Below are 23,699 nucleotides of genomic sequence, written 5' to 3'. Positions count from 1 at the left end.
GCCGTCATGTCGCTCGACCCTGCCCTGCGCGCCCGCATCGATGCCCTGCTCGCCGCCCATCCCGTGGTGCTGTTCATGAAGGGCGAGCCGCAGGCGCCACAGTGTGGCTTTTCGGCCAAGGCGGTGGCGGCGCTGGCCGCGACCGGGATCCAGGACTACGCCCACGTCGACGTGCTGTCGGACCCGGAAATGCGCGAAGGCATCAAGCAATACAGCGAGTGGCCGACGATCCCGCAGCTGTACATCGGCGGCGAGCTGGTCGGCGGCAGCGACATCCTCGAGCAGATGGCCAACTCCGGCGAGCTGCACGCAGCGCTCGGGCTGCCGCCGCCGGACCGCACCCCGCCGGCGATCCGGATCGCCCCGGACGCGGTGACGATGCTGCGCCAGGCGCTGGCCGACGCCGGCGAAGGCTACGCGCTGAAGATCGCGGTCGATCCCAAGTTCAACGCGCAGCTGCAGCTGGCGCCGGTGGATGCCGCGGCGATCGCGGTCGAGGTCGAGGGCATCCGCGCCCAGTTCGACCTCGCCTCGGCGCGCCGCGCCGACGGCCTGTCGATCGACTGGGTCGACGACGAGCGCGGCCGCGGCCTGGTGATCGACAATCCGAACGCGCCGCCCAAGGTGCGCGCGCTGTCGCCGATGGAAGCGGCCGGCAAGCTCGCCGCCGGCGCCCTCACCCTGGTCGACGTGCGGCCGCCGGACGAGCGCGCCCTCGCCCAGGTCAAGGCCGCCTTCGCCACGCTCGACGGCGGCAGCGCGGCGCTCGAAGCGCTGCCCAAGGACACGCCGCTGGCGTTCCTGTGCCATACCGGCGCGCGCAGCGCGCAGGCCGCCGAGCATTTCCGCCAGCTCGGTTTCCGCGAGGTCTACAACGTCACCGGCGGCATCGACGCCTGGGCCGACGCCGACCCGGCGATCGGCAAGTACTAGCCGCCACCCGCGCCGGCGGTCGCGCGCTTCAGAAGCCGCCCCCGGTATCCAGGTAGGCCTGTTCCTCCGGCGTGCTGGTGCGCCCCAGCGCGGCGTTGCGGTGCGGGAAGCGGCCGAAGCGCGCGATCGTGTCGTGGTGCGCCTGCGCGTAGGCGAGGTACTCGGCGTCGCCCAGCGCCGCGATCAAGGCCACCGCGCGCTGCTGGTCGGCGGCGTCCTCGGAATGCTCGAACGGCAGGTAGAAGAACAGCCGCAGCGCCGGCGCGCAGGCGCGGTCGTGGCCGGCCGCGAGCGCCCGCGCGGCGAAATGCCGCGCCAGCGGATCGGTGGCGTAGGCATGCGCGTTGCCGCGGAAGATGTTGCGCGGGATCTGGTCCAGCAGCAGCACCAGGCCCAGCGCGCCGTCGGCGGTCTCCAGCCAGTGGTCGAGCTCGCGCCGCGCCGCCGCCAGGTGCGCCGTACCGCAGTGCGCACGGCACGCTGCATCGAACGCGGCGTCGCCACGGAACCATTGCCCCGGCCCAGCCTCGCGCCAGAACGTCACCATCTGCGCGGCGGTGAGCGCAGGAGCAGGCGAAACGATATCGGTCACGGCATTCCTCCCACGCAAGGGCTGGGTCAGCGTACCTGTTCCCCGCGATTGCCCGCAGCGAAGATGCCGAAAAAACGGGGCACGGGCTCCCGTGCCCTGCCCGCTCGCCGGGTCATCGGGACATGACCAAGGGCAGGGTTGGCAGCGTGCGGCAGCCGGGCTAGGTTGGGGGCTTCACGGGGAGACGCCATGTCCAAGCCACTCGTCGCCGCGCTCGCGGCGGTCCTGCTCGCCGGCTGCGCCAGCGCGCCCGAACGCGACACGCCGGCGGACGCCGGCGATCGCGCCGACCTCCGCCGCGCGAGCTTCATCGACGACCCCTATCCGAGCCGCTACCAGGCCGCGCCGTCGGCGCCGGTGCTGATCACGGGCGCCACCGTGCTCACCGGCACCGGCGCGCGCCTGGAGCACGCCGACGTGCTGCTGCGCGAGGGCCGCATCGCCGCGGTCGGCAGCGGACTGGCGGCGCCCGCCGACGCGCTGCGCGTGGACGGCGCCGGCAAGTGGGTGACCCCGGGCCTGATCGACGTGCACTCGCACCTGGGCGTGTATCCCAGCCCCGGCGCACGCGCGCACGCCGACGGCAACGAGGCGACCGCGCCGGTGACCGCCAACGTCTGGGCCGAGCATTCGGTGTGGCCGCAGGACCCGGGCTTCGACACCGCCCGCGCCGGAGGCGTCACCGCGCTGCAGATCCTGCCCGGCTCGGCCAACCTGGTCGGCGGCCGCGGCGTGACCCTGAAGAACGTGCCCGCCACCAGCTACCAAGCGATGAAGTTCCCGGGCGCGCCGTGGGGCCTGAAGATGGCCTGCGGCGAAAACCCCAAGCGCGTCTACGGCAGCAAGGGCGGCCCGTCCACGCGCATGGGCAACGTCGCCGGCTACCGCGCCGCCTTCATCGATGCCGCCGAATACCGCGACAAGCGCAACCAGGCGCGCGCCAAGCCCGATTCCGACCAGGCCAGCGGCGGCAAGCGCGACCTCAAGCTCGACACCCTCGCCGCCGCGCTCGACGGCGACATCCTGGTCCACATCCACTGCTATCGCGCCGACGAGATGGCCACGATGCTGGACCTGGCGAAAGAGTTCGGCTTCCGCATCGCCGCCTTCCACCACGGCGTGGAGGCCTACAAGATCGCCGACCGGCTCGCCGCCGAGGGCGTGTGCGGCGCGCTGTGGGCCGACTGGTGGGGCTTCAAGATGGAAGCCTTCGACGGCATCCAGGAGAACATTGCGCTGGTCGACCGCCCCGCGGGCGGCTGCGCGATCGTGCATTCGGATTCGGAGGAAGGCATCCAGCGCCTCAATCAGGAGGCGGCCAAGGTGATGGCGCACGCGCACCGGGCCGGGATCGAGATCGCGCCGGAACGCGCGATCCTGTGGCTGACGCGCAACCCGGCCAGGGCGCTGGGCATCCTCGAGCGCACCGGCACCCTGGAGGCGGGCAAGATGGCCGACGTGGTGCTGTGGAACGGCAATCCCTTCAGCGTCTACGCGCAGGCCGAGCAGGTGTATGTCGACGGCGCGCGGGTGTACGACCGCCACGACCCGGCGCACCGGCACGTCTCCGATTTCCTGCTCGGGCAGTCGGCCGCGGGGGGTGCGCGATGAAGCCCCTGTTTGCGAGCCTCGCCGCCGGCCTGCTGGCCACCGCCCTGTCGGCGGCCGCCGGCAACGCGACGGCGCAGGACCTGCTGATCCGCAACGCGGTCGTGCATACCGCCACGGCTGCCGGCAGCTTGCGCAATGCCGATGTGCTGGTGCGCAGCGGCCGCATCGCCGCGGTGGGCAGCGGGCTGTCCGCGCCGGGCGTGGCGGTGGTCGAAGCCGCCGGCCGGCCGCTGACGCCGGCGCTGTTCGGCGGCATCACCGCGATCGGCATCGAGGAAGTCTCGGGCGAATCGCCCACGGTCGACGCGACCCTCACCCTCGGTGCCGGCGCGCAGCCGGTGATGACGGTGCGGCCGGAGTTCGACGTCACCCTCGCCTACAACCCGGCGTCCTCGCTGATTCCGGTGGCGCGCATCGAAGGCATCGGCTTCACCCTGCTGCACGCCGGCAGCGCCCGCGGCGGTTCGATCGTCGGCGGCCAGGGCGGCACCATGCGCCTGGACGGCAGCCTCGATCCGCTCGGGCCGAAGGTGCTGTTCGTGGCGCTGGGCGCCGGCGCCGCCGGCCTCACCGGCGATTCGCGCGCGGCGCAGTGGATGCTGCTGGACCAGCTGATCGACGAGGCCCGCGGCCGCATCGCGCCGGACTCGCGGCACTCGCTGCTGACCCCGGCCGGGCGCGCCGCGCTGGCGCAGTTCCTCGACCGCAAGGGCCTGGTGATGGTGGAAGTCGAGCGCGCCGCCGACATCGTGCAGCTGCTGCGCTGGAGCGCGCGCCGGCACGTGCGCGTGGCGATCGCCGGCGGCGCCGAGGCCTGGCAGGTGGCGCCGGCGCTGGCCGCGGCGCGGGTGCCGGTGTTCGTCGACCCGCTGGCCAACCTGCCGGCGGATTTCGATCGCATCGGCGCGACCCTGGAAAACGCCGCGCGGCTGCACGCGGCGGGCGTGGCGGTCGGCTTCAGCCAGTCGGGCGACGCCTCGCACAACGCGCGCAAGCTGCGCCAGCTGGCCGGCAACGCGGTCGCCAACGGGCTGCCGTGGGACGCCGGCCTCGCCGGCCTGACCCGGGTGCCGGCGCAGATCCTCGGCGTCGCCGACCAGCTCGGCGGCATCGCCGTCGGCCGACGCGCCGACCTGGTGCTGTGGAGCGGCGACCCGCTGGAGGTCAGCAGCGTCGCCGAGCAGGTGTGGCTGGACGGCCGCACGCAGCCGATGCGCTCGCGCCAGACCGAGCTGCGCGACCGCTATTTGCCAGGCGCCTCCCGCTGAGGGAAAAGGGGGCGGCGGTCGTCAGGGCGCGCATTGCTCCCGGAGACCCGGCGGCAGTCCCCGCGACTTGACGAGCTCCGCCCCGCCGGCCGCTACTCGTTGAAGCGCAGGTGCCGTACCGACTTGCCGTTGCGGCGGATCAGGCGCAACGCCTCGATCCCGATCTGGATGTGCGACTCGACGAAGCGGGCGCTGACGGTGGCGTCGCTGGCTTCGGTCTTGACCCCTTCGGGCACCATCGGCTGGTCGCTGACCAGCAGCAGCGCGCCGCAGGGGATGCGGTTGGCGAAACCGGCGGCGAAGATGGTCGCGGTCTCCATGTCCACCGCCATGCAGCGCATCACCCGCAGGCGTTCCTTGAACGCCTCGTCGTGCTCCCAGACGCGGCGGTTGGTGGTGTAGACGGTGCCGGTCCAGTAGTCGTGGCCGAGGTCGCGGATCATGGTCGAGACCGCGCGCTGCAGCGCGAACGCCGGCAGCGCCGGCACCTGCGGCGGCAGGTAGTCGTCGCTGGTGCCCTCGCCGCGGATCGCGGCGATCGGCAGGATCAGGTCGCCGAGCTGGTTCTTGCGCTTGAGCCCGCCGCACTTGCCCAGGAACAGCACCGCCTTGGGCGCGATCGCCGACAGCAGGTCCATCATGGTCGCGGCATTGGGGCTGCCCATGCCGAAATTGATCATGGTGATGCCGTCGGCGCTGGCGCTGGGCATCGCCCGGTCGGCGCCGACGATGCTCGCCCCGGTCAGGCGCGCGAAATGCCCCAGGTAGCCGCCGAAGTTGGTCAGCAGGATGTGCTCGCCGAAGCCGTCCAGCGGCACCCCGGTATAGCGCGGCAGCCAGTTGTCGACGATCTGTTCCTTGTCCTTCATGGCGCCAGTGTCGGGCCGCGGCACGGCCGGCCGCAAGCCCGGGTGCAGCACGCCGGCGTTTGGGGTAGCTTTGCCCCGGGCCACCAGGGGGAAGCCTTCATGCGCATCGGACTTGTCGTCGACTCGGCTTGCGACCTGCCGGGCGAGTACTTCGGGCAACATCACATCACCCTGCTGCCGGTGACCGTGCACATCGGCGAGGACTCCCTCACCGACCTGCGCGACGAGCAGGAAACGCTGCGGTTCCTCCGCTCCCACATCGCCGAGCGCGGCGCCGACGCCGAAACCTCGCCGTTCACCGTGCAGCAGATCCAGGAGCTGTTCCTGAGCAAGCTGGTGATCGACTACGACTACGTGTTCTGCCTGACCACGGCCCGCAGCCGCAGCGCGATCTTCGAGAACGCGACCCAGGCGAGTTTCGCGATCCTCAACGAGTACCGGCCGATCCGCGCCGCCGCCGGCCACGACACCCCGTTCGCGCTGCGGGTGGTGGATTCGCAGAACGTGTTCGCCGGCCAGGGCGTCACCGCGGTGGAGGCAGTGCGCCTGATCGAGGGCGGCGAAGGCGCGCCCAAGATCCGCGCGCGGCTGGAGAACCTGGCGCTGCACACCCACGCCTACATGATCGCGCCCGACCTGCACTACCTGCGCGCGCGCACCCGCAAGCGCGGCGACCGCAGCGTGAGCCTGTTCAGCGCCGCCCTGGGCAGCGCGCTGGACATCAAGCCGATCCTGCACTGCAACCGCGGCGAGACCGGCGCGGTCGCCAAGATCAAGGGGCTGGAAGCCGCGGCCCAGCGTCTGTTCGCGTTCGCCGGCGAGCGCGTGCGCCGCGGCCTGATGACGCCGACGCTGTGCCTGAGCTACGGCGGCGACCTGGCCGAGATGCGCGCCCTGCCCGGCTACGAGGATCTGCGCACGCTCTGCACCGGCTACAACATCGAGATGTTCGAGACGGTGATGGGCCTGACCGGCATGGTCAACGTCGGCAAGGGCGCGCTGGTGGTCGGCTTCGCCGCCGAGCCGCACGTGTTCGAATGAGCCGCGGCCTCGACGCCGCGTCGACGCGGGTGCGCTAGGCTGCCCCGCCCGCTTCCGCGCGCGCCATGCCGATCCGCTACTACCTCAGCCTGCCCGACCCGGATGCCGCGCGCGGCAGCGACCCGGCATTCGCCTTCCGCGCCCGCGGCGCCGAGGGGCTCGCGCAGGAGCTGCAGCAGGCGCTGCGCAGCGACGCCCTGTTCCAGCGCTGGCGCGCGGCGCAGGAGGACCCGGACGCGGTCGACCCCGCGCTCGGCGCCACCGATCCGGCCGCCAGCGTGCAGGGCCAGCAGCACGACCTGCACATCGACCTGATCGCCACCACCACGATTCCCGGACGCGTGCTCAAGCAGCGGCTGCGGCTGCTGGCCGGCAGCCGCTGGACCCTCACCGACGTGGTCGCGGTCTGAGCTGAGCCGCAGCACGTGCGGGAACAGCCGGCAGCGGCCGTCGTCATGCCCGCAAAGGCGGGGACGCGGGGCACCGTCGCGTCGGCAGTGCCTCAGCTGCCGCGGGCCGCGTCGGCCGCCGCCGACTCCTCGGGCAAACCCAGCAGCGCCACGCGGTTGTGCACGCCGCGGCGCTCGAACACGTGGTGCAGGTGGGTTTTCACCGTCTCCGGACTGATTCCGAGCTGGCGCGCGATCTGCTTGTTGCTCAGGCCGCGCACCGCCCAGCGCACGATCTCGCGCTGGCGCCCGGTCAGCGGCGACGGCGCGGCCGCGACGGCAGGCGGCGCCGGCGCATCGGCGCCACGCACGTCCTGCAGCAGTCCCGGCATGGTCACGAACAGGTCCGCACCGGCGGCGCGGATCGCCCGCAGGGTCAACTCTGGCGACGCCGCCTTGCCGAGGCAGGCGCTGGCGCGGGCGGCGATGCAGCGCAGCAGCGCGGCCGCATCCGGCCGCCGGTAGAAATACAGCCGCCGCGGCGCCGGCAGCCACGGCCGTCGCGGGCGGCGGTCGCTGCTGCGGTCGTCGCCGTCGAGCAGCAGCAACGCCGGCAGGCCGGCATGGTCCGGACGCGGTTGCGCGGGAGCGTAGGCGCCGAGCCACTCGAACTCGCCGCGCGCGGCCAGCAGGCCCTGCATGCGCGAGCGCCAGGCCGGATCGGGGCCGATCACCAGTAGTGGCAGCGCGGACATGGCTGGCTCCTTGCTGGATCCCGGTGCCCCCGCCACCGGTAACGCAAGCCAACGCGCTCATGCCGCGCGGGCGGACAGCCGCCGGCGCCGCGCCCGCGCGCTCGTCCCGGGCCGGCGTCCGCGGTCGGTGGCGCGTCGCCGCCGGCAGCCGGGCGCTCGCGGTCGCCGTCCGCGCCCCGGCTGTTGTCGCTGGCGCGGAGGCGGTGCGGGCCACCGCGCGGTTCGCGGGCCGGCAACGCGGAGGGGGCTCAACCCCCGCGCAGGGCGGCGGCGTGCCAGGCCAGGTGTTCGCCGATGAAGCTGGCGATGAAGTAGTAGCTGTGGTCGTAGCCGGGCCGCAGATGCAGGGTCAGCGGATGGCCGGCGGCGGCGCAGGCGGCGCGCAGCAGTTCCGGACGCAGCTGCGTCGCCAGGAATTCGTCGGCCTCGCCCTGGTCGACCAGCAGCGGCAGGCGCTCGCGGGCGTCGGCAATCAGGGCGCAGGCGTCCCATCGCCGCCACGCCGCGCGGTCCTCGCCCAGGTAGGCGGCAAACGCCTGCTCGCCCCAGGGCACCTGCGACGGCGCCACGATCGGCGCGAACGCCGACACGCTGCGGTAGCGCCCGGGATTGCGCAGCGCGAGCACCAGCGCGCCGTGGCCGCCCATCGAGTGGCCGGCGATCGCGCGCACGTCGCTGGCCGCCGGGTCCGCCTCGACCCACGCCGGCAACTCCTGCGCGATGTACTCGTGCATCCGGTAGTGCGCCGCCCACGGCGGCTGCGTGGCGTCGAGGTAGAAGCCGGCGCCCTGGCCGAGGTCGTAGCGCTGCGCGTCGGCGACGTCGGCGCCGCGCGGGCTGGTGTCGGGCGCCACCAGGATGATCCCGTGCTGCGCGGCGTAGCGCTGCGCGCCGGCCTTGGTGATGAAGTTCTGCTCGCTGCAGGTCAGGCCCGAGAGCCAGTACAGCACCGGGCAGGGGCCGTCGGCGGCCTGCGGCGGGTAGTACACGCCGACGCTCATGTCGCAGCCCAGGACCTCGGAGCGGTGGCGGTAGACGTCCTGCCAGCCGCCGAAGCAGGCGCGGTGTTCCAGGCGCTCGGTGGTCATCGCCGCGCTCAGTAGTGGATGACGCTGCGGATCGACTTGCCCGCGTGCAGCAGCGCGAAGGCGTCGTTGATGCGCTCCAGCGGCATCGTGTGGGTCACGAACGGCGCCAGCGCGATCTCTCCGGCCATCGCCTGCTCCACCATCCCCGGCAGCTGGCTGCGGCCCTTGACGCCGCCGAACGCCGTGCCCATCCACTTGCGGCCGGTGACCAGCTGGAACGGCCGCGTGCTGATCTCCTGGCCGGCGCCGGCGACGCCGATGATCACGCTCTGGCCCCAGCCGCGATGCGCGCATTCGAGCGCGGCGCGCATCACCTGGACGTTGCCGATGCATTCGAACGAATGATCCACGCCCCAGCCGGTCATCTCCACGATCACCTGCTGGATCGGCTGCTCGAAGTCCTGCGGATTGATGCATTCGGTGGCGCCCATCGAACGCGCCAGCGCGAACTTGGCCGGGTTGGTGTCGATGGCGATGATGCGTCCGGCCCCGGCCTGCACTGCGCCCTGGATCACCGCCAGCCCCAGCGCGCCGAGGCCGAACACGGCCACGCTGTCGCCTGCCTGCACCTTGGCGGTGTTGTGCACGGCGCCGATGCCGGTGGTGACGCCGCAGCCCAGCAGGCACACCTGCTCGTGGTTGGCGGCCGGGTTGATCTTCGCCAGCGAGACCTCGGCGACCACGGTGTACTCGCTGAAGGTGGAGCAGCCCATGTAGTGATAGACCGGCTGCCCGTCGTAGGAAAAACGGGTGCTGCCGTCGGGCATCAGGCCCTTGCCCTGGGTGGCGCGCACCGCCACGCACAGGTTGGTCTTGCCGGACTTGCAGAACAGGCACTGCCCGCACTCGGCGGTGTACAGCGGGATCACGTGGTCGCCCGGCTTGACGCTGGTCACGCCCTCGCCCACCTCCACCACCACGCCCGCGCCTTCGTGGCCGAGCACCGCGGGAAACACGCCCTCGGGATCGTCGCCGGACAGGGTGAACGCGTCGGTGTGGCAGACGCCGGTATGGCTGATCTTCACCAGCACCTCGCCCGCGCGCGGCGGGGCGACGTCGATCTCGACCAGCTGCAGCGGCTGTCCGGGGGCGAAGGCGACGGCGGCACGGGACTTCATGGCGGTTCCTCGGGTCAAAAGGCGACTGTAGCCTGTTGCCGGGGCGTGGTGCGTCGCGTGAAAGCAGCGCGATGCCGCGCGGTTCGCGCCGCTCCCGGGGAGAACCCGCGCCGCGGTCAGTAGGCGAACTCGCGGAACACCGGGTCGACGCTGCCGTTCCAGGCGCCATGGAACAGCGCCAGCTTGCGCTCGGCGGGCGTCTGCCCGGCCTCGACCGACTCGATCAACGGCACCAGGAAGACGCTTTCGTCGGCACCGTGGTGGTTGCGGCGGGCGCGCCGCCGCAGGCCGTGCGCGGAGATCTTCAGCGCCTCGCGCGCCAGGTCGCGCACGCTGCCGCCGCGGAAGGCGAGCTTGAGCGCGTGCCGCGGCACGCCGTCGCGCAGCGCGTGGCGCTCTTCCATGCTGAAGTCGCGGACCAGGTCCCAGGCCGCATCCAGCGCCGCGTCGTCGTACAGCAGCCCGACCCAGAACGCCGGCAGCGCGCACAGCCGGTTCCAGGGGCCGCCGTCGGCGCCGCGCATTTCCAGATACTGCTTCAGCCGCACCTCGGGGAAGGCGGTGGTCATGTGGTCGGACCAGTCGCGCAGGGTCGGGTGCGCGCCGGGCAGGGCGGCGAGCTTGCCGGCCATGAAGTCGCGGAACGAGCAGCCGGCCAGGTCGATGTAGCGCTTGTTGCCGTCGGCGTCGTTGCGGTAGGAGAAATACATCGGCACATCGAGCAGGTAGTCGACGTAGCGTTCGTAGCCGAAGCCGTCTTCGAACACGAAGTCGAGCATGCCGGTGCGGTCGGGATCGGTGTCGGTCCAGATGTGCGAGCGGTAGCTGAGGTAGCCGTTGGGCCGGCCTTCGGTGAACGGCGAGTCGGCGAACAGCGCGGTGGCGACGGGCTGCAGCGCCAGCGACACGCGGAACTTCTTCACCATGTCGGCCTCGCTGTCGACGTCGAGGTTGACCTGCACCGTGCAGGTGCGGGTCATCATGTCCAGGCCGAGGTTGCCGCGCTTGGGCATGTACTCGCGCATGATCGCGTAGCGGCCCTTGGGCATCCACGGCATGTCCTGCCGCCGCCATTTGGGCTGGAAGCCCATGCCCAGGAAGCCCAGGCCGAGGGTGTCGGCGACCGACTTCACCTCCACCAGGTGGCTGTCGACCTCGCAGCAGGTCTGGTGGATGGTTTCCAGCTGCGCGCCCGACAGTTCCAGTTGCCCGGCCGGCTCCAGCGTCACCGAAGCGTCGCCGCGGGTCAGCGCGACCACGCGCGCGGGGCCCTGCCCGATGCGTTCGTGCACCGGGGTCCAGCCGAACCGGGTCAGGCCCTGCAGCAGCGCCTCGATCCCGCGCTCGCCGTCGAACGTCGGCGGCCGCAGGTCGTCGAGGCGGAAGCCGAACTTCTCGTGCTCGGTGCCGATGCGCCAGGCCTCGCGCGGACGCGCGCCCCGGGCCATGTATTCGACCAGTTCGCGGCGATCGGTGAGCGGGGATTCGGCGACATGGCTCGGGCTCGACATCGGGACCGCTCGCAGCAGGGGTGTGCGAGGTGGGGGCGACCGCCCGGCTTCGCAAGGCATCCACTATAGCCCCGGCCTGCGGGCGCACCGACGCCGTAGGGCGGACGCTGTGTCGCCCATGCGGCACGCTTGTGCGGCACGCTGCCATGGCGGTGCGGTTTCGGCGATGATGCGTGCAGCCCGGGACGAGGGACCGCCATGCGCCGCTGGCACGCCGAGGACCACCGCTCCGATCGCGCCGGCTGGCTGCGCGCGGCCGTGCTCGGCGCCAACGACGGCATCGTCTCGATCGCCGGCCTGGTGGTGGGCGTCGCTGCCAGCGGCGCCGGCCACGCCGTGGTGCTGGCCAGCGGCATCGCCGGGGTGGTCGCCGGCGCGTTCTCGATGGCCGCCGGCGAATACGTCTCGGTGCAGTCGCAGGCCGACACCGAACGCGCCGACCTCGCCAAGGAGACGCGCGAGCTGGCCGAGGACCCGGGCAGCGAACTGGCCGAGCTGACCCGCATCTACACCCGGCGCGGCCTGGCCCCGGAGCTGGCGCACCAGGTCGCCGAACAGCTGACCGCGCACGACGCGCTCGGCGCGCATGCGCGCGACGAGCTGGGCATCACCGAGACGCTGCGGGCGCGGCCGCTGCAGGCGGCGCTGGCTTCGGCCGCGGCCTTCATCGCCGGCGCGCTGCTGCCGGTCGCGGCGGTGCTGCTGGCTCCGGTCGGGCGGATCGAAGCGGTGACGATGGTCACCACGCTGCTGGCGCTGGCGCTGTCGGGCGCGCTGGCGGCGTGGACCGGCGGCGCCCCGCCGGCGCGCGGCGCGGTACGGGTGGTGTTCTGGGGCGCGCTGGCGATGGCCGCGGCGGCGCTGGTCGGGCGGCTGTTCGACGTGGCCGCCTGAGCGCGCGGCCGCCTTCCGCCGTCGACCGGCCTGCGCGGCATTTTCCTGCTCGCTGCCGCCGGCTCGCCGCGGCGTGGGCCGGGCAGGCGCGACGCTACAGCTGCAGCCAGCCGGCGACCACCGTGCGCGCCTGCTCCACGCCCAGTCTGGATTCGCCCGAGAACGTCTGCACGCTGACGGTGTCGCCGAACGCCGACGACAGTTCCTTGCGCACCGCCAGCAGCGCGTTGCCCTGCGCGCCGCGGCCGAGCTTGTCGGCCTTGGTCAGCAGCGCGTGCGCCGGCAGGCCGCGGCGCACGGCGTAGCCGAGCATCTGCCGGTCGTAGTCCTTCAGCGGGTGGCGGATGTCCATCACCACCACCAGCCCGCGCAGCGCCTGGCGGCTGCCGAAGTAGCCGTCGATGAACTGCTGCCAGTGCGCCTGCAGATCCTGCGGCACCTTGGCGTAGCCGTAGCCGGGCAGGTCCACCAGGTAGCGCGCCTGTGCCGGGGCGGCGGCCGGGTCGATCCCCGGCGGGGTGACATCGAAGAACACCAGCTGCTGGGTGCGGCCCGGGGTCTTGGACACCCGCGCCAGCGCATTCTGCTGGCACAGCGCATTGAGCGCGCTCGACTTGCCGGCATTGGAGCGGCCGGCAAAGGCGACCTCGAAACCGCCGTCGGACGGCAACTGGCGGAAGGTGTGCGCGGCGAGCAGGTAGCGCGCGCGCGCGAGCGGGTTGGGGGCGGCCATCGGCATAGCTTCGCATGCCCGGCGCGGCGCCCGCCGGCGCGGGCCGCGGCGGCAATGCGCGCGGTTTGACCGGTTCCGGCACCGGGACGATAATTCCGGGTCTCTGCGGTCGCCGCTCGGCGCGCCGTCCATCGTGTTCCGGAGCCTTGCATGCGCCACGCCCGCGCCTACGGTATCGCTGCCCTCGCCACCCTGGCGCTGGCCGCGGCCGCCTTCGCCCAGACCACCGTCACCCCGCTGCCGGAGGCCGCGCCGGTGCAGGCCACGCCGCTGGACGCCGCCGCCGTCGCCGATCTGGCCAAGACCCACTGGGGCGACGCCAAGGCCGGGGCCACCAAGGCCGGCGCCTGCGCCGCCTGCCACGGCCTGGACGGCAACCCGACCGACCCGCAGTACCCGCGCCTGGCCGGCATGCCCGAGCGCTACACCGCGCGCCAGCTGGCGCTGTTCAAGGGCGGCGAGCGCACCGGCGGCATGGCCGCGGTGATGGTGCCGATGGCGACGCCGCTGTCGGCGCAGGACATGCGCGACATCGGTGCCTACTTCGCGCAGCAGAAGGCCGGCGCCGGCATCGCCGACGACACCGTGATCGCCGAGGGCCCCAACAAGGGCATGAAGTTCTACGCGGTCGGGCAGCAGCTGTTCCTCGGCGGCGACCCGGCCCGCGGCATCCCGGCGTGCATGGCCTGCCACGGCCCCACCGGCGCCGGCAATCCGGGTCCGGCCTATCCGCACATCGGCGGCCAGTACACGGCCTACACCACGCGGCGGCTGGAGGAATACCGCACCGGCACCAGCAGCGAGAGCGATCCGCGCCTGTTCCAGACGATGGCGGCCGTCGCCAAGTCGCTGACCGACGAGGAGATCCGGTCGCTGGCCAGCTACGTGCAGGGCCTGCACCCGCGCAGCGACGAGGAAGCGACCGCCGCGGCCACCACGCCGGTCACCGCGCCGGCGCCCGCGGCCGAGCCCGCACCCGCACCCGCCCCGGAACCCGCTGCGCCGCCACCGGCGCCCGCGCCTGCGCAATCGTGAACGCCAGCCGCGCAGCGCGGTTCCAGCTTCACCACACTTGAATCGCCGCCGGCCAGACTCCCTGCGCCGGCGTCGTTTTATCCGCCCCCCGGTCCTGATCCCGAACACGCCACGATGAAGACGCCCCTGCTCCTCGCCCTGCTGTTCCTGCTGCTGCCGCTGGCCGCCGTGGCCGGCACCGCCGCGCCGGCGCCGGTGGAAGGCGAGGATTACGTGCTGATCGACGACGGCCGACCGTACCGGCCGCTGGACGGCAAGATCGAGGTGGTCGAGGTGTTCGGCTACTGGTGCCCGCATTGCGCCGAGTTCCAGCCGCAACTGGCGGCCTGGGTGCGCCGGCTGCCGACCGACGTGCGGTTCAGCTACGTGCCGGCGGTGTTCGACGACAGCGACGCCTTCGCCCGCGGCTTCTTCGCCGCCGAGCGCGCCGGCGCCGTGGCCCGCACCCACGCGGGCCTGTACCGCGCGGTCCACATCGACGGCCTGCTGGCGCGCAACGCCACCATCGACGAACTGGCCTGGTACTACGGCCAGCAAGGGTTGAATGCGGCGCAGCTCAAGGCCGACATGGTCGGGCCCGAGGTCCAGGCGCGGATGCAGGCGGCGCGCGAGTTCGCGCTGCGCAGCGGCGTCACCGGCACCCCGACCCTGATCGTCGACGGCCGCTACCGGATCACCCCGCGCACCCACGCCGATGCCCTGCGCATCGCCGAGCAGCTGATCGCGCGCTTGCGCCGCGCGCGCTGAGTCCCCACATCCTCTGCCGATGGAGTCCAGACCGATGAAGCGAATCGCCCTCCTGCTGCTGCCGCTGCTGTTGCTGGCGGCATGCAACCAGAACGCGCCGGTTCCCGCCGACGCCGGCCCGGCGGCGACGGCCGCCACCGAGGCTGCCCCGGCCGCCAGCGCCCCGGCCGATACCGCCGCGCCGGCCGCCGCAGAGGCCACCGGCGACGCCGCGCCCGCCGCCGATCCGGCCGCCAGCGCCGCCGTCGACAGCATCGCCCAGGCCGCCGCCAACGGCCCGGCACTGGTCGCCGGCAGCGACTACGAGGTCATCCCGGGCGGCCAGCCGTACCAGCCGCTGAACGGCAAGATCGAGGTGGTCGAGGTGTTCGGCTACGTGTGCCCGGCCTGCGCCCGCTTCCAGCCGCTGGTCAGCGCGTGGGAACGCAAGCTGCCGGCGGACGTGCGCTTCAGCTACGTGCCGGCGCCGTTCGGTCCGCAGTGGATCCCCTACGCCCAGGCGTACTACGTCGCCGAGTCGATGGGCCTGGTGGGCCGCACCCACGACGCCGTGTTCCACGCGATCCACCTCGCCCAGACCCTGCCGGGCGAAGGCAAGACCCCGGACGAGGCCGCGGTCGCCGCGTTCTACGGCAACTACGGCGCCGACCCCAAGCAGTTCCTCGCCGCCATGCACAGCTTCGCCACCGCCGCCAAGATCAAGCGCGGGCAGCAGTTCATGCAGCGCAGCGGCGTCGCCGGCACGCCGACGGTGGTCGTCAACGGCAAGTACCGCGTGCTCGGCAAGAGCTACGAGGACATGCTGCGGATCACCAACCAGCTGATCGCGCAGGAGCGCGCGGCGCGCCCCGGCGCGACGCCGTAACCGGACCGCGATGGCGACCCGCCGGCTCAAGCTGCTCAGCGCCAACATCCAGGCCGGCTCCAGCACGCGCGGCTACCACGACTACGTCGCGCGCAGCTGGTCGCACGTGCTGCCGGCAGGCAACAAACGCGGCGCGCTGGACACGATCGCGCGCCTGGCCGGCAGCTACGACATCGTCGGGCTGCAGGAAAGCGATCCGGGCAGCCTGCGCTCGGGCTTCACCAACCAGACCCACTACCTCGCCCAGCGCGGCGGCTTCGACTACTGGAGCCACCAGCCCAACCGCAGCGTCGGCGGCGTCGCCTCCAGCGCCAACGCGCTGCTGAGCAAGCTGGAGCCGATCGCGGTCGACGACCATCCGCTGCCGGGCCGCATCGCCGGCCGCGGCGTGCTGCTGGCGCGTTTCGGCAGCGGCGACGCCGGCCTGGTCATCGCCATCGCGCACCTGTCGCTGGGCGCGACGTCGCGCCGCGCGCAGATCGCCTTCATCGCCGAGCTGCTGCACGGGCAGCGGCATGCGGTGCTGATGGGCGACTTCAACTGCCTGCCCGACCGCCCGGAGATGGAACTGCTGTACCGGCGCACGCAGCTGCAGCCGCCGACGTGCCGGGTGCCCACTTTCCCCAGCTGGCGGCCGCAGAAGGCGATCGACCACATCTTGGTCACCGGCGCGCTCGCCCAGGACGGCATGCAGGCGCTGCCGGCGGCCTTGTCGGATCATCTGGCGCTGTCGATCCAGCTCGACGTGCCGGAGCAGGCGCTGCGCCAGGCCTGAAGCGCGCCGGAGGCCGCGCGCGATCGCGTTCACTTTCGCTCGGCTATAGTCCGACGCATGTTGCCGCGCATGCTTTACGACATCACGCTGCGAAGCGTGCTCGCCGGCGCGTTGGTGCTGGTGTCCGGCGCCGCCGTCGCATCCGCCGCCGACCCGCAATTGCCGCAGGTCCGGGCCGCGCTGGAGGCCGCCGAACGCGGGCAGTCCGACGCCGCGCAGCCCGGCGCCCTGGCCGACCATCCGCTGTACGGCTGGATCCGGTACGCCGCGCTCGCACGCACCCTCGACACCTTGCCGGCGGCGCAGGGACAGGCGTTCCTCGCGCGTTACCGGGGCCAGGCCGTGGCCGCGGCGTTCCGCGAGGCGTGGCTGGCGGCGTTGGCGCGGCGCGAGGACTGGCCGGCGTTCCGCGCCGCATGGGCCTCCACGGTCGACAGCAAGGCGTTGCGCTGCGCCGAATTGCGCGCGCGCCTGGCCACCGGCGCCGCCGACGCGCAATGGACGGCCGACGCGCAGGCGCTGTGGCGCGCACTCGGCGGCAAGCCGGCACCGACCGAATGCGAGGCGCCGTTCGCGGCGCTCGCCGCCCGCGGCGGGTTGCCGCCGGCACTGCGCTGGGCGCGCTTCGACCAGGCCGCCGGCGACTGGAATGCCGCGGTCATGCGCGAGGCCACGCGCGGCCTGCCGGCCGAGCAGCTGGCGCTGGCCGACGACTACGCCGCCTTCATGGAGGCGGTCCACGACCGTGCGCTGGCCTGGCCGAAGACCGAACGCAGCCGCTGGGTCGCCTCGCAGGGTCTGGCGCGGCTGGGCAAGGCGACGCCGACGGCGGCGGAGACGCAGTTGCCCAAGTACGCGCATGCGCTGGGCTTCAGCGAAGCCGACCGCGGCCGCGTGCTGTATCAGATCGCGCTGTGGACGGTGGCCTCGTACGAACCCGAATCCGCGCGTCGGCTCGCGGCGGTGCCGGCCGCGGCCTATGACGCGCGCCTGCACGAATGGCGGGTGCGCGAGGCGCTGGCGCGCTCGGACTGGCCGGCTGCGCTGGCGGCGATCGACGCGATGGGCGCGCAGCAGCGCAGCGATTCGCGCTGGACCTATTTCCAGGCGCGCTTGCTGGAGCTCACCGGCGACCGGGCTGGCGCCCAGGCCGCCTACCGCCGCGCCGCGCAGGCGCCGGAATTCCACGGTTTCCTCGCCGCCGACCGCATCGATGCGCCGTACACCCTGTGCCCGTGGCTGCCGCACGACGGCGACGCCGCCAGGGCTGCGGTCGCGCGCGATCCGGCGATCGTGCGCGCGATGGGCCTGTACCGGCTCGACCGCCGCGGCTGGGCGCAACGCGAGTGGGACGATGCGCTGTCGCGCTTCGACGCCACCCAACGCCGGCTGGCGGTGGAAGTGGCGCAGGACCACGGCTGGTTCGACCGCGCGGTGTTCGCGCTCGGCAAGACGGCCGACGAGCGCCGGTTGTACGCACTGCGCTTCCCGCTGCACCACGACGCCACGATCCGCCGCGAGGCCGCGAAGAACGGCCTCGATCCGGCCTGGGTCGCCGCCGAGATCCGTGCCGAGAGCGTGTTCGATTCCAATGCTCGCTCCAGTGCCAACGCGCTCGGCCTGATGCAGGTCTTGCCGGCCACCGGCATGCAGGTCGCGCAGCGGCTGGGCCTGCCATGGGCCGGCGCGCCCTCGCTGTACGACCCGGACACCAACATCGTCCTCGGCACCGCCTACCTGCGGCAGGTACTGGACAAGTACGGCGGCAAGCCGTACTTCGCCATCGCCGGCTACAACGCCGGGCCGACCCCGTTGCAGCGCTGGCAATCGCAGCGTCCGGGCATGGATCCGGATTTCTGGATCGAGACCATCAGCTACAAGGAAACCCGCGACTACGTCGCCCGCGTGCTCGCCTTCAGCACCCTCTACGACTGGCGCCTGAACGGCAAGGCGGTACCGCTCAGCGCGCGCATGCGCGGCGATCACGGCGCTGCCCGCAAGTCCTTCCACTGCCCCCTCGCGCAGCCCTGATCGCGGCGGTTCAGCGCCAGGCTTCGCGCGGGGCCACGCGCGAAAACAGGAGCAAGGGCGCGGTCTCGCACCGACCATCCATTCGAGAAAATCTCTGCCCGTTGTGAACGCCGCTCGGGGCGGCCTCGTGCAGGGCGACGCGTGCCGGGGCGCCCTGGTCCGCCGCTCATGCGAGTCGTCCACGACTCAAATCGCGGGCGCGGGCCATCCCTGGCCCGCTCGGGCCAGGGCACCCCGACGCCCGCCGCCAGGCATATGTGGTTCCGGTCTTCGGGAGCAAAAAGCACGGTGACGTTGCGGGCGGCTATCGCAAGCGTGGCTGGGCAACGAGCAAAAGCGAGCCAAAGCTCAGCCAATGCCCTGCCAAAGCCCAGCCAAAGCCAGAAGCGAGGCCGCGGTCTCCCGGCCGGGGGTTTCAGCGCCATGGATGGCGCTGAAAAGTCTACATGGACGTATTCACGGCGTCCCCCGGCCGGGAGACCGCGGCCTCGCGCCAGCCACGTCCATTTCAGAAAAGCGTCGGCATCGCAAGCGCCACACAAGGCGGCCTGACCCTGTCCCTTCGTAACAAATCGCGGGGTTGACCTCATATGACGGACTTCATGGGGAAACTTCGCCGCAGGCAACACACCGCTCGGGAAAACCATCGACCGTCGCGAACGCCGGATGGGCCAGTGTGGTCCGGCGTTCCGCTCCGCGTTCCCGCGAACCGCGCATGGCATCATCGCCGCATGGAAGGGATGGAGGTCTACCTGGTCGGCGGCGCGGTGCGCGACCGGCTGCTCGGGCTGCCGCCGGGCGACCGCGATTTCGTGGTGGTCGGGCAGACCCCGGAAGCGATGCTGGCCCGCGGCTTCCGCGCCGTGGGCCGCGATTTCCCGGTGTTCCTGCATCCGCGGACGAACGAGGAATACGCGCTGGCGCGCACCGAGCGCAAGTCCGGGCGCGGCTATCGCGGCTTCGTGGTCGACGCCGATCCGACGGTGACGCTGGAGCAGGACCTGGGCCGTCGCGATTTCACCATCAACGCGATCGCGCAGGACGCGGACGGCAACCTGGTCGACCCGTTCGGCGGCGTCGACGACCTGCAGGCGCGGGTGCTGCGCCACGTCGGCCCGGCGTTCGCCGAGGATCCGCTGCGGGTGCTGCGCGCGGCGCGGTTCATGGCGCGCTTCGCGGCGCTGGGCTTTGCCGTCGCGCCGCAGACGCTGCAGCTGATGCGCGCGATGGCGGCCTCCGGCGAACTCGCCGCGCTGGTGCCCGAGCGCGTCTGGCAGGAGCTGGTGCGCGCGCTGGCCTCCGCCACGCCCTCGGCGTTCCTGCGCACCCTGCGCGCCTGCGGCGCGCTGGCCGCGGTGCTGCCGGAAGTCGACGCGCTGTACGGCGTGCCGCAGCGCGCGGAATTCCACCCCGAGATCGACACCGGCGTGCATGTCGAGCTGGTCTGCGACATGGCCGCGCGCCTGGCGCCGGGCGATGCCGCGGTCGGTTTCGCCGCGCTGACGCACGACCTCGGCAAGGCACTGACGCCGGCCGACATGCTGCCCCGGCACATCGGCCACGAACACGCCGGCCTGGTACCGCTGCGCGCGCTGTGCGCACGGCTGAAGGTGCCGGCCGCGCACCGGCGCCTGGCCGAGATGGCCTGCCGCGAACACCTCAACGTGCATCGCCTGGCCGAGTTGCGCGACGACACCGTGCACGACCTGCTGCTGCGCTGCGACGGTTTCCGCCAGCCGCAGGCGATCGCGGCCCTGGCGCTGGTGTGCGAGGCCGACCTGCGCGGCCGCGCCGGACACGCCGAGGATGCCTATCCGCAGGGCCCGGCACTGCTGCGCCTGCTGGCCGCGGCGCGCGCGGTGCGCGCGGCTGACCTCGCCGAGCCCGGGCTGCAGGGGCCGGCGCTGGGCGCGGCGCTGCGCCGCGCGCGGATCGCCGCGATCCGCGCCGCGCGCGCCTGAACCGGCGGCAGCGCGACCGCCGCCAGCGCCTGCGCGCGTCCGGCCCGATCGACTGGCGCGATCGACCGCTGCAAGCGTCCCGCGCGATCAACCCGCCGTGGTCGGATCGATGGTGGCGACCACCTGGTTCACCGCATTGGCCGGAAAGCCGCCCAGCCGCGCATGTTCACGGATGCTGTCCGCGTCCGGCGCGAGGTATTCGCAGTAGATCTTGTCGGCGGTGACGCGGCTCTGGATCCACTGCACCTGCGGCCCCATCTGCCGCAGCACGTCGCAGGATTTCTGCGAGATCTCGCGCAGGTCCTGCGGCGACATCGCGCCGGCGCCCTGGATGTCGCGCTCGATGATGTATCTGTGCATGACGCTGCTCCGGAAACGGAGGAATTTCCGCGCATGGACCAACGCGCGCCTTCCGCCAGTGCGGCCAGCCGGTCCGCAAAGGCGCGTTCAGGCGCCGCGCCGCTGCAGCCGCAGCAGCGCGTCGCGCCACGGCGTCAGCGCGGTCGCCAGGCCGGCAGCGACGCCGGCAGCGTTGGCCAGCGCATCCCAGGCATCGGGCATCCGGCTGCTGGTGCACCAGCCCTGCGCGAATTCCAGCGCGATCCCGAGCGCGACCAGACCCAGCCCCGCGCGCAGCAGCGCGGCGCGGGTCGCGAACAGTTGCACCGCAAACGCGGCCAGCAGGCCGTAGCCGCCGAAATGCTCCAGCTTGTCGGCGCCATGCGGCAGCTGCGGCAGCTCGGGCGCCGGCAGCAGCGAGCCCACCAGCACCGCGGCCAGCGCCAGGCCCCACAGGCCCAGCCACAACCAGGGCCGCCGCAGCGGCTTGAGCGCCGGCGGCGGGTTCACAGCCGCCAGCTCAGGTCGCCGGCGAGGAACGCCGCGCCGAACTCGACCCCGCGCTGGAAACCCATCGCCTGGAAACGCTCGCCCATCTCCTGCGGCAGGGTCAGGCGCTTGACCTCTTGGCGCAGGCGGTAGCGCGCGGCCTCGTCGCGGGCCCCGGCTTCGGCTTCGGCCAGCCGCTGCGCCAGGCCGTTGCCGATCAGGAAGCTGGCTTGGGTGCAGTAGCCGGCGAACTCGAAACCGGCGCCGTGGCCGGCTTCGGCCAGCGCGGTGAAATCCACCGACGCGGTCAGATCCTGCAGCCCCGGCCACGCGTGCACGTCGTCGCTGACCCGGTGCCGGCGGAACGCGCGCAAGGTGCCCTCGCTGCGCTGCGGCTGGTAATACTCGCGCCGCGGATAGCCGTAATCGACGAACAGCAGCGCGCCGCGGTCGAGCCCGCCGATCACCGCCTGCAGCCAGTACGGCAGCTGCGGCAGCAGCTCGGAGCGGTACCCCTCGGCGAACGGCGCCTCGAGCTGCGCCTCCACGTGCCGCACCGCCGCGGTCAGCAGGGCATCGGCCGGGCGGTCGCTGCGGATGAAGTTGCCCTCGCCGTCGAGCGCGACGTGCTCCTCCAGCACCGCGCCCGCGCGCAGGCTGAAACGCGGCGTCGGCAGCGCGTCGATCACCTCGTTGGCGAACAGCACGCCGTCCCAAGATTGCTGCAACGGCGTGTCCAGCCATTCGACCGACGCGGCCAGCCGCGGCTCGAGGCGTTCGCGCAGGCGCTGCTGCTGGCGCTGGCGCAGGTCGGCGCTGGGCTCCAGGATCGCGTAGCGCGCCGGCAGCGCGTCCAGCGCCTGCAGGCGCTGCAGCACGACCTCGGCGAAGGCACCGCTGCCGCCGCCCAGTTCGACGAACGTCGCGTCCGGCCCCAGTTGTCGCAGCACCGGCGCGATTGCGTCGGCGACGCAGGCGGCGAACAGCGGCCCCAGTTCCGGCGCGGTGACGAAGTCGCCTTCGGCGCCGAACTTGGCCGCGCCGGCGCTGTAATAACCCAGGCCCGGCGCGTACAGGGCCAGTTCCATGAAACGCGAGAACGGGATCGCGCCACCGGCGGCGATGATCTGTTCCTGGATGATCCGGCGCAGATGCGCGCTGTGGGCGAGGGCGTCGGCGTCGGGCGGCGGCGTTTGCATGGCGACAGCATAAACGGCTGCCCCGCGGGCGCCGAGCGGCGCCATCCCGTCCCCGTGCGAAGATGCGTCCATGGCGCATCTTCCCCCGCCTCCGACCGCTGCCCTCGCTGGCGCCCCGCCGGCGCCGCAGCCCCCGGCCCGGCCCTCCCCGGCCGGGCGCCCGGAGCCGCAGCCGCCGCGCGGGCGTGGGCCGGACGCGCCTGCGCGCCCGGTCGCCCTGGTCACCGGCGCCGCCCGCCGCATCGGCGCGGCGATCGCGCGCCGCCTGCACGCCGACGGCTACGACCTCGCCCTGCATTACCGCGACTCGGCCGCGGACATGCGTGCCCTGGCCGCGGAACTGGAGGCCGCGCGCGCCGGCAGCGTGCTGACGCTGCAGGCGGACCTGGCCGAGGTCGCGCGCGTGCCGGAGCTGGTCGCGGCAACGCTCGACCGCTACGGCCACCTGGATGCGCTAGTCAACAACGCCTCGGCGTTCTTCCCCACGCCGTTCGGCGCGACCACGCCGCCGCAGTGGGAGACGCTGCTTGCAGTCAATGCGCGCGCGCCGTATTTCCTGGCGCAGGCGGCGGCGCCGCACCTGGCCGCCGCGCACGGGGCGATCGTCAACCTCGCCGACATCCATGGCGAACGCCCGCTGCGCGGCCACGCCGCCTACGGCATGGGCAAGGCGGCGTTGATCTTCATGACCCGGGCGCTGGCACTGGAGCTGGCGCCGCGGGTGCGGGTCAACGCGGTCGCGCCCGGCGCGATCCTGTGGCCCGAGGCGGATGCCGGCGCGGCCGACAAGAGTGCGGCCGCCCAGGCCGCGCTGCTGGCGCGCACGCCGTTGGGCCGGATCGGCACGGTCGAGGAAATCGCCGAGGCGGTGCGCTGGCTGTTGCGCGAGGCGAGCTACAGCACCGGTCAGGTGCTGCGGATCGACGGCGGACGCATGCTGGACGCCTAGGTATGCAATCCACCTCGCGGGATACGCGATCGGCGGTTTGCAGACCAGCCTGGCGTGAGGCTGGTACTCGCTGTCGTGGTACAGCCAGCCGTTGAAGACGCCGGCTTGTCGTCATCCTCGCGAAAGCGGTGGATTCCTGTCTTGAGACCCATCGAACGCACGGCATGAGGCGGCTCCGAAGGCAGTCGCCGCCCGGCAGGCTGGGGGTGCTGCACTCTCCTGACGACCTCGTGTCTTTCAAGTCGGAGCGCGGACCATCTCTGCCCTGCACGCGGGAGAGCGGCTTCGGAGGGAGTCGTCGACCGGCGGGCTGGGGGTGCTGCGCCCTCCTGACGACCTCCTGTCTCTAAGTCGGGACGGGACGCAAACCATTCATAACTTGGTCTCGTGAGATCGGCTTCGGGGGGGGTCGCCGCCCGGCGGGCTGGGGGTGCTGCGCCCTCCTGACGACCTCCTGTCTTTAAGTCGGGTCGTGGACCATCCATGGTCCACTCTCCGCACCCCCAG

Annotated in this window: 23 protein-coding genes; 13 read left to right on the top strand and 10 right to left on the bottom strand. The window is 72.8% G+C overall.

Translation table 11 applies throughout. The features are described from left to right. The first annotated feature begins 6 nt into the window (after nucleotides 1-6). Entirely contained in the window at nucleotides 7-933 is a 927-nt protein-coding gene (grxD, locus tag D0Y53_RS01800; RefSeq protein WP_117201441.1) for a Grx4 family monothiol glutaredoxin, read from the top strand. A gap of 28 nt (nucleotides 934-961) precedes the next feature. Here grxD and D0Y53_RS01795 read toward each other — a convergent pair whose 3' ends face one another. Further along, nucleotides 962-1,480, bottom strand: coding sequence for a DUF924 family protein (locus D0Y53_RS01795; protein WP_117201439.1), 519 nt, complete (start codon nucleotides 1,478-1,480; stop codon nucleotides 962-964). A 234-nt stretch (nucleotides 1,481-1,714) separates the two neighbouring features. Between D0Y53_RS01795 and D0Y53_RS01790 the strand changes: the two genes are divergently transcribed. Then, a complete protein-coding gene (locus D0Y53_RS01790) occupies nucleotides 1,715-3,136 on the top strand; it encodes an amidohydrolase (RefSeq protein ID WP_117201437.1) in 1,422 nt (473 codons plus the stop codon). Beyond that, nucleotides 3,133-4,404: an amidohydrolase family protein gene (locus tag D0Y53_RS01785; RefSeq protein WP_117201435.1), complete on the top strand. Its 1,272-nt coding sequence runs from the start codon at nucleotides 3,133-3,135 to the stop codon at nucleotides 4,402-4,404. Before D0Y53_RS01790 ends, D0Y53_RS01785 begins: the two co-directional genes overlap by 4 nt. Nucleotides 4,405-4,496: 92 nt before the next feature. Here the strand turns inward: D0Y53_RS01785 and D0Y53_RS01780 are convergent, their stop codons facing one another. Continuing rightward, the gene (locus D0Y53_RS01780) at nucleotides 4,497-5,273 is read right to left on the bottom strand and encodes an AMP nucleosidase (RefSeq protein ID WP_117201433.1); all 777 of its coding nucleotides are present in this window, start codon (nucleotides 5,271-5,273) and stop codon (nucleotides 4,497-4,499) included. A 99-nt stretch (nucleotides 5,274-5,372) separates the two neighbouring features. On the opposite strand from D0Y53_RS01780, the gene D0Y53_RS01775 reads away from it, so the two are divergent. Continuing rightward, complete coding sequence (locus tag D0Y53_RS01775; RefSeq protein ID WP_117201432.1) at nucleotides 5,373-6,314, top strand: DegV family protein; 942 nt, start codon at nucleotides 5,373-5,375, stop codon at nucleotides 6,312-6,314. Between the two features lie 65 nt (nucleotides 6,315-6,379). Further along, on the top strand, nucleotides 6,380-6,724 hold the full coding sequence (locus D0Y53_RS01770; RefSeq protein WP_117201429.1) for a hypothetical protein: 345 nt from the start codon (nucleotides 6,380-6,382) through the stop codon (nucleotides 6,722-6,724). Nucleotides 6,725-6,816: 92 nt separating this feature from the next. On the opposite strand, the gene D0Y53_RS01765 is transcribed toward D0Y53_RS01770, so the two are convergent. The 4 genes from D0Y53_RS01765 to D0Y53_RS01750 form a co-directional block, all read right to left on the bottom strand. Beyond that, on the bottom strand, nucleotides 6,817-7,458 hold the full coding sequence (locus D0Y53_RS01765) for a response regulator transcription factor (RefSeq protein ID WP_117201428.1): 642 nt from the start codon (nucleotides 7,456-7,458) through the stop codon (nucleotides 6,817-6,819). A gap of 248 nt (nucleotides 7,459-7,706) precedes the next feature. Next, entirely contained in the window at nucleotides 7,707-8,546 is an 840-nt protein-coding gene (fghA, locus tag D0Y53_RS01760; protein ID WP_117201426.1) for an S-formylglutathione hydrolase, read from the bottom strand. A gap of 8 nt (nucleotides 8,547-8,554) precedes the next feature. Further along, on the bottom strand, nucleotides 8,555-9,664 hold the full coding sequence (locus D0Y53_RS01755; protein WP_117201424.1) for an S-(hydroxymethyl)glutathione dehydrogenase/class III alcohol dehydrogenase: 1,110 nt from the start codon (nucleotides 9,662-9,664) through the stop codon (nucleotides 8,555-8,557). Between the two features lie 116 nt (nucleotides 9,665-9,780). Next, complete coding sequence (locus tag D0Y53_RS01750) at nucleotides 9,781-11,175, bottom strand: glutamate--cysteine ligase (protein WP_117201422.1); 1,395 nt, start codon at nucleotides 11,173-11,175, stop codon at nucleotides 9,781-9,783. A 198-nt stretch (nucleotides 11,176-11,373) separates the two neighbouring features. On the opposite strand from D0Y53_RS01750, the gene D0Y53_RS01745 reads away from it, so the two are divergent. Further along, the gene (locus tag D0Y53_RS01745) at nucleotides 11,374-12,069 is read left to right on the top strand and encodes a VIT1/CCC1 transporter family protein (protein WP_117201420.1); all 696 of its coding nucleotides are present in this window, start codon (nucleotides 11,374-11,376) and stop codon (nucleotides 12,067-12,069) included. A 94-nt stretch (nucleotides 12,070-12,163) separates the two neighbouring features. On the opposite strand, the gene yihA is transcribed toward D0Y53_RS01745, so the two are convergent. Then, nucleotides 12,164-12,802, bottom strand: coding sequence for a ribosome biogenesis GTP-binding protein YihA/YsxC (yihA, locus tag D0Y53_RS01740; RefSeq protein WP_117201782.1), 639 nt, complete (start codon nucleotides 12,800-12,802; stop codon nucleotides 12,164-12,166). Between the two features lie 150 nt (nucleotides 12,803-12,952). Here yihA and D0Y53_RS01735 point away from each other — a divergent pair, with 150 nt between their 5' ends. The 6 genes from D0Y53_RS01735 to D0Y53_RS01710 all read left to right on the top strand — a co-directional run bounded on the left by D0Y53_RS01735 (nucleotide 12,953) and on the right by D0Y53_RS01710 (nucleotide 20,216). Then, nucleotides 12,953-13,837: a c-type cytochrome gene (locus tag D0Y53_RS01735; protein WP_117201418.1), complete on the top strand. Its 885-nt coding sequence runs from the start codon at nucleotides 12,953-12,955 to the stop codon at nucleotides 13,835-13,837. 114 nt (nucleotides 13,838-13,951) lie between these two features. Continuing rightward, entirely contained in the window at nucleotides 13,952-14,584 is a 633-nt protein-coding gene (locus D0Y53_RS01730; protein ID WP_117201416.1) for a thiol:disulfide interchange protein DsbA/DsbL, read from the top strand. Nucleotides 14,585-14,618: 34 nt separating this feature from the next. Then, complete coding sequence (locus D0Y53_RS01725; RefSeq protein WP_117201414.1) at nucleotides 14,619-15,449, top strand: thiol:disulfide interchange protein DsbA/DsbL; 831 nt, start codon at nucleotides 14,619-14,621, stop codon at nucleotides 15,447-15,449. Nucleotides 15,450-15,459: 10 nt separating this feature from the next. After that, entirely contained in the window at nucleotides 15,460-16,224 is a 765-nt protein-coding gene (locus D0Y53_RS01720; RefSeq protein ID WP_117201412.1) for an endonuclease/exonuclease/phosphatase family protein, read from the top strand. Between the two features lie 69 nt (nucleotides 16,225-16,293). Then, entirely contained in the window at nucleotides 16,294-18,255 is a 1,962-nt protein-coding gene (locus D0Y53_RS01715) for a lytic transglycosylase domain-containing protein (RefSeq protein ID WP_117201781.1), read from the top strand. A 740-nt stretch (nucleotides 18,256-18,995) separates the two neighbouring features. After that, entirely contained in the window at nucleotides 18,996-20,216 is a 1,221-nt protein-coding gene (locus D0Y53_RS01710; RefSeq protein ID WP_117201780.1) for a multifunctional CCA addition/repair protein, read from the top strand. A gap of 87 nt (nucleotides 20,217-20,303) precedes the next feature. Here the strand turns inward: D0Y53_RS01710 and D0Y53_RS01705 are convergent, their stop codons facing one another. From D0Y53_RS01705 to D0Y53_RS01695, 3 genes are all read right to left on the bottom strand, one after another. Next, complete coding sequence (locus D0Y53_RS01705; protein ID WP_117201410.1) at nucleotides 20,304-20,576, bottom strand: DUF4242 domain-containing protein; 273 nt, start codon at nucleotides 20,574-20,576, stop codon at nucleotides 20,304-20,306. Between the two features lie 87 nt (nucleotides 20,577-20,663). Next, nucleotides 20,664-21,065: a VanZ family protein gene (locus D0Y53_RS01700; RefSeq protein WP_386724799.1), complete on the bottom strand. Its 402-nt coding sequence runs from the start codon at nucleotides 21,063-21,065 to the stop codon at nucleotides 20,664-20,666. Beyond that, nucleotides 21,062-22,288 (bottom strand): class I SAM-dependent methyltransferase, encoded by a 1,227-nt coding sequence (locus tag D0Y53_RS01695; RefSeq protein WP_117201408.1) that lies wholly within the window; start codon nucleotides 22,286-22,288, stop codon nucleotides 21,062-21,064. Before D0Y53_RS01695 ends, D0Y53_RS01700 begins: the two co-directional genes overlap by 4 nt. Before the next feature lie 25 nt (nucleotides 22,289-22,313). Between D0Y53_RS01695 and D0Y53_RS01690 the strand changes: the two genes are divergently transcribed. Then, nucleotides 22,314-23,192: a pteridine reductase gene (locus D0Y53_RS01690; protein ID WP_117201406.1), complete on the top strand. Its 879-nt coding sequence runs from the start codon at nucleotides 22,314-22,316 to the stop codon at nucleotides 23,190-23,192. Nucleotides 23,193-23,699: the final 507 nt, after the last annotated feature.

This window comes from Cognatiluteimonas weifangensis (assembly GCF_003416885.1).
In the GTDB taxonomy this organism is placed as follows: Bacteria; Pseudomonadota; Gammaproteobacteria; order Xanthomonadales; family Xanthomonadaceae; genus Cognatiluteimonas; species Cognatiluteimonas weifangensis.
This window is presented reverse-complemented; position numbering and strand designations above follow the sequence as displayed.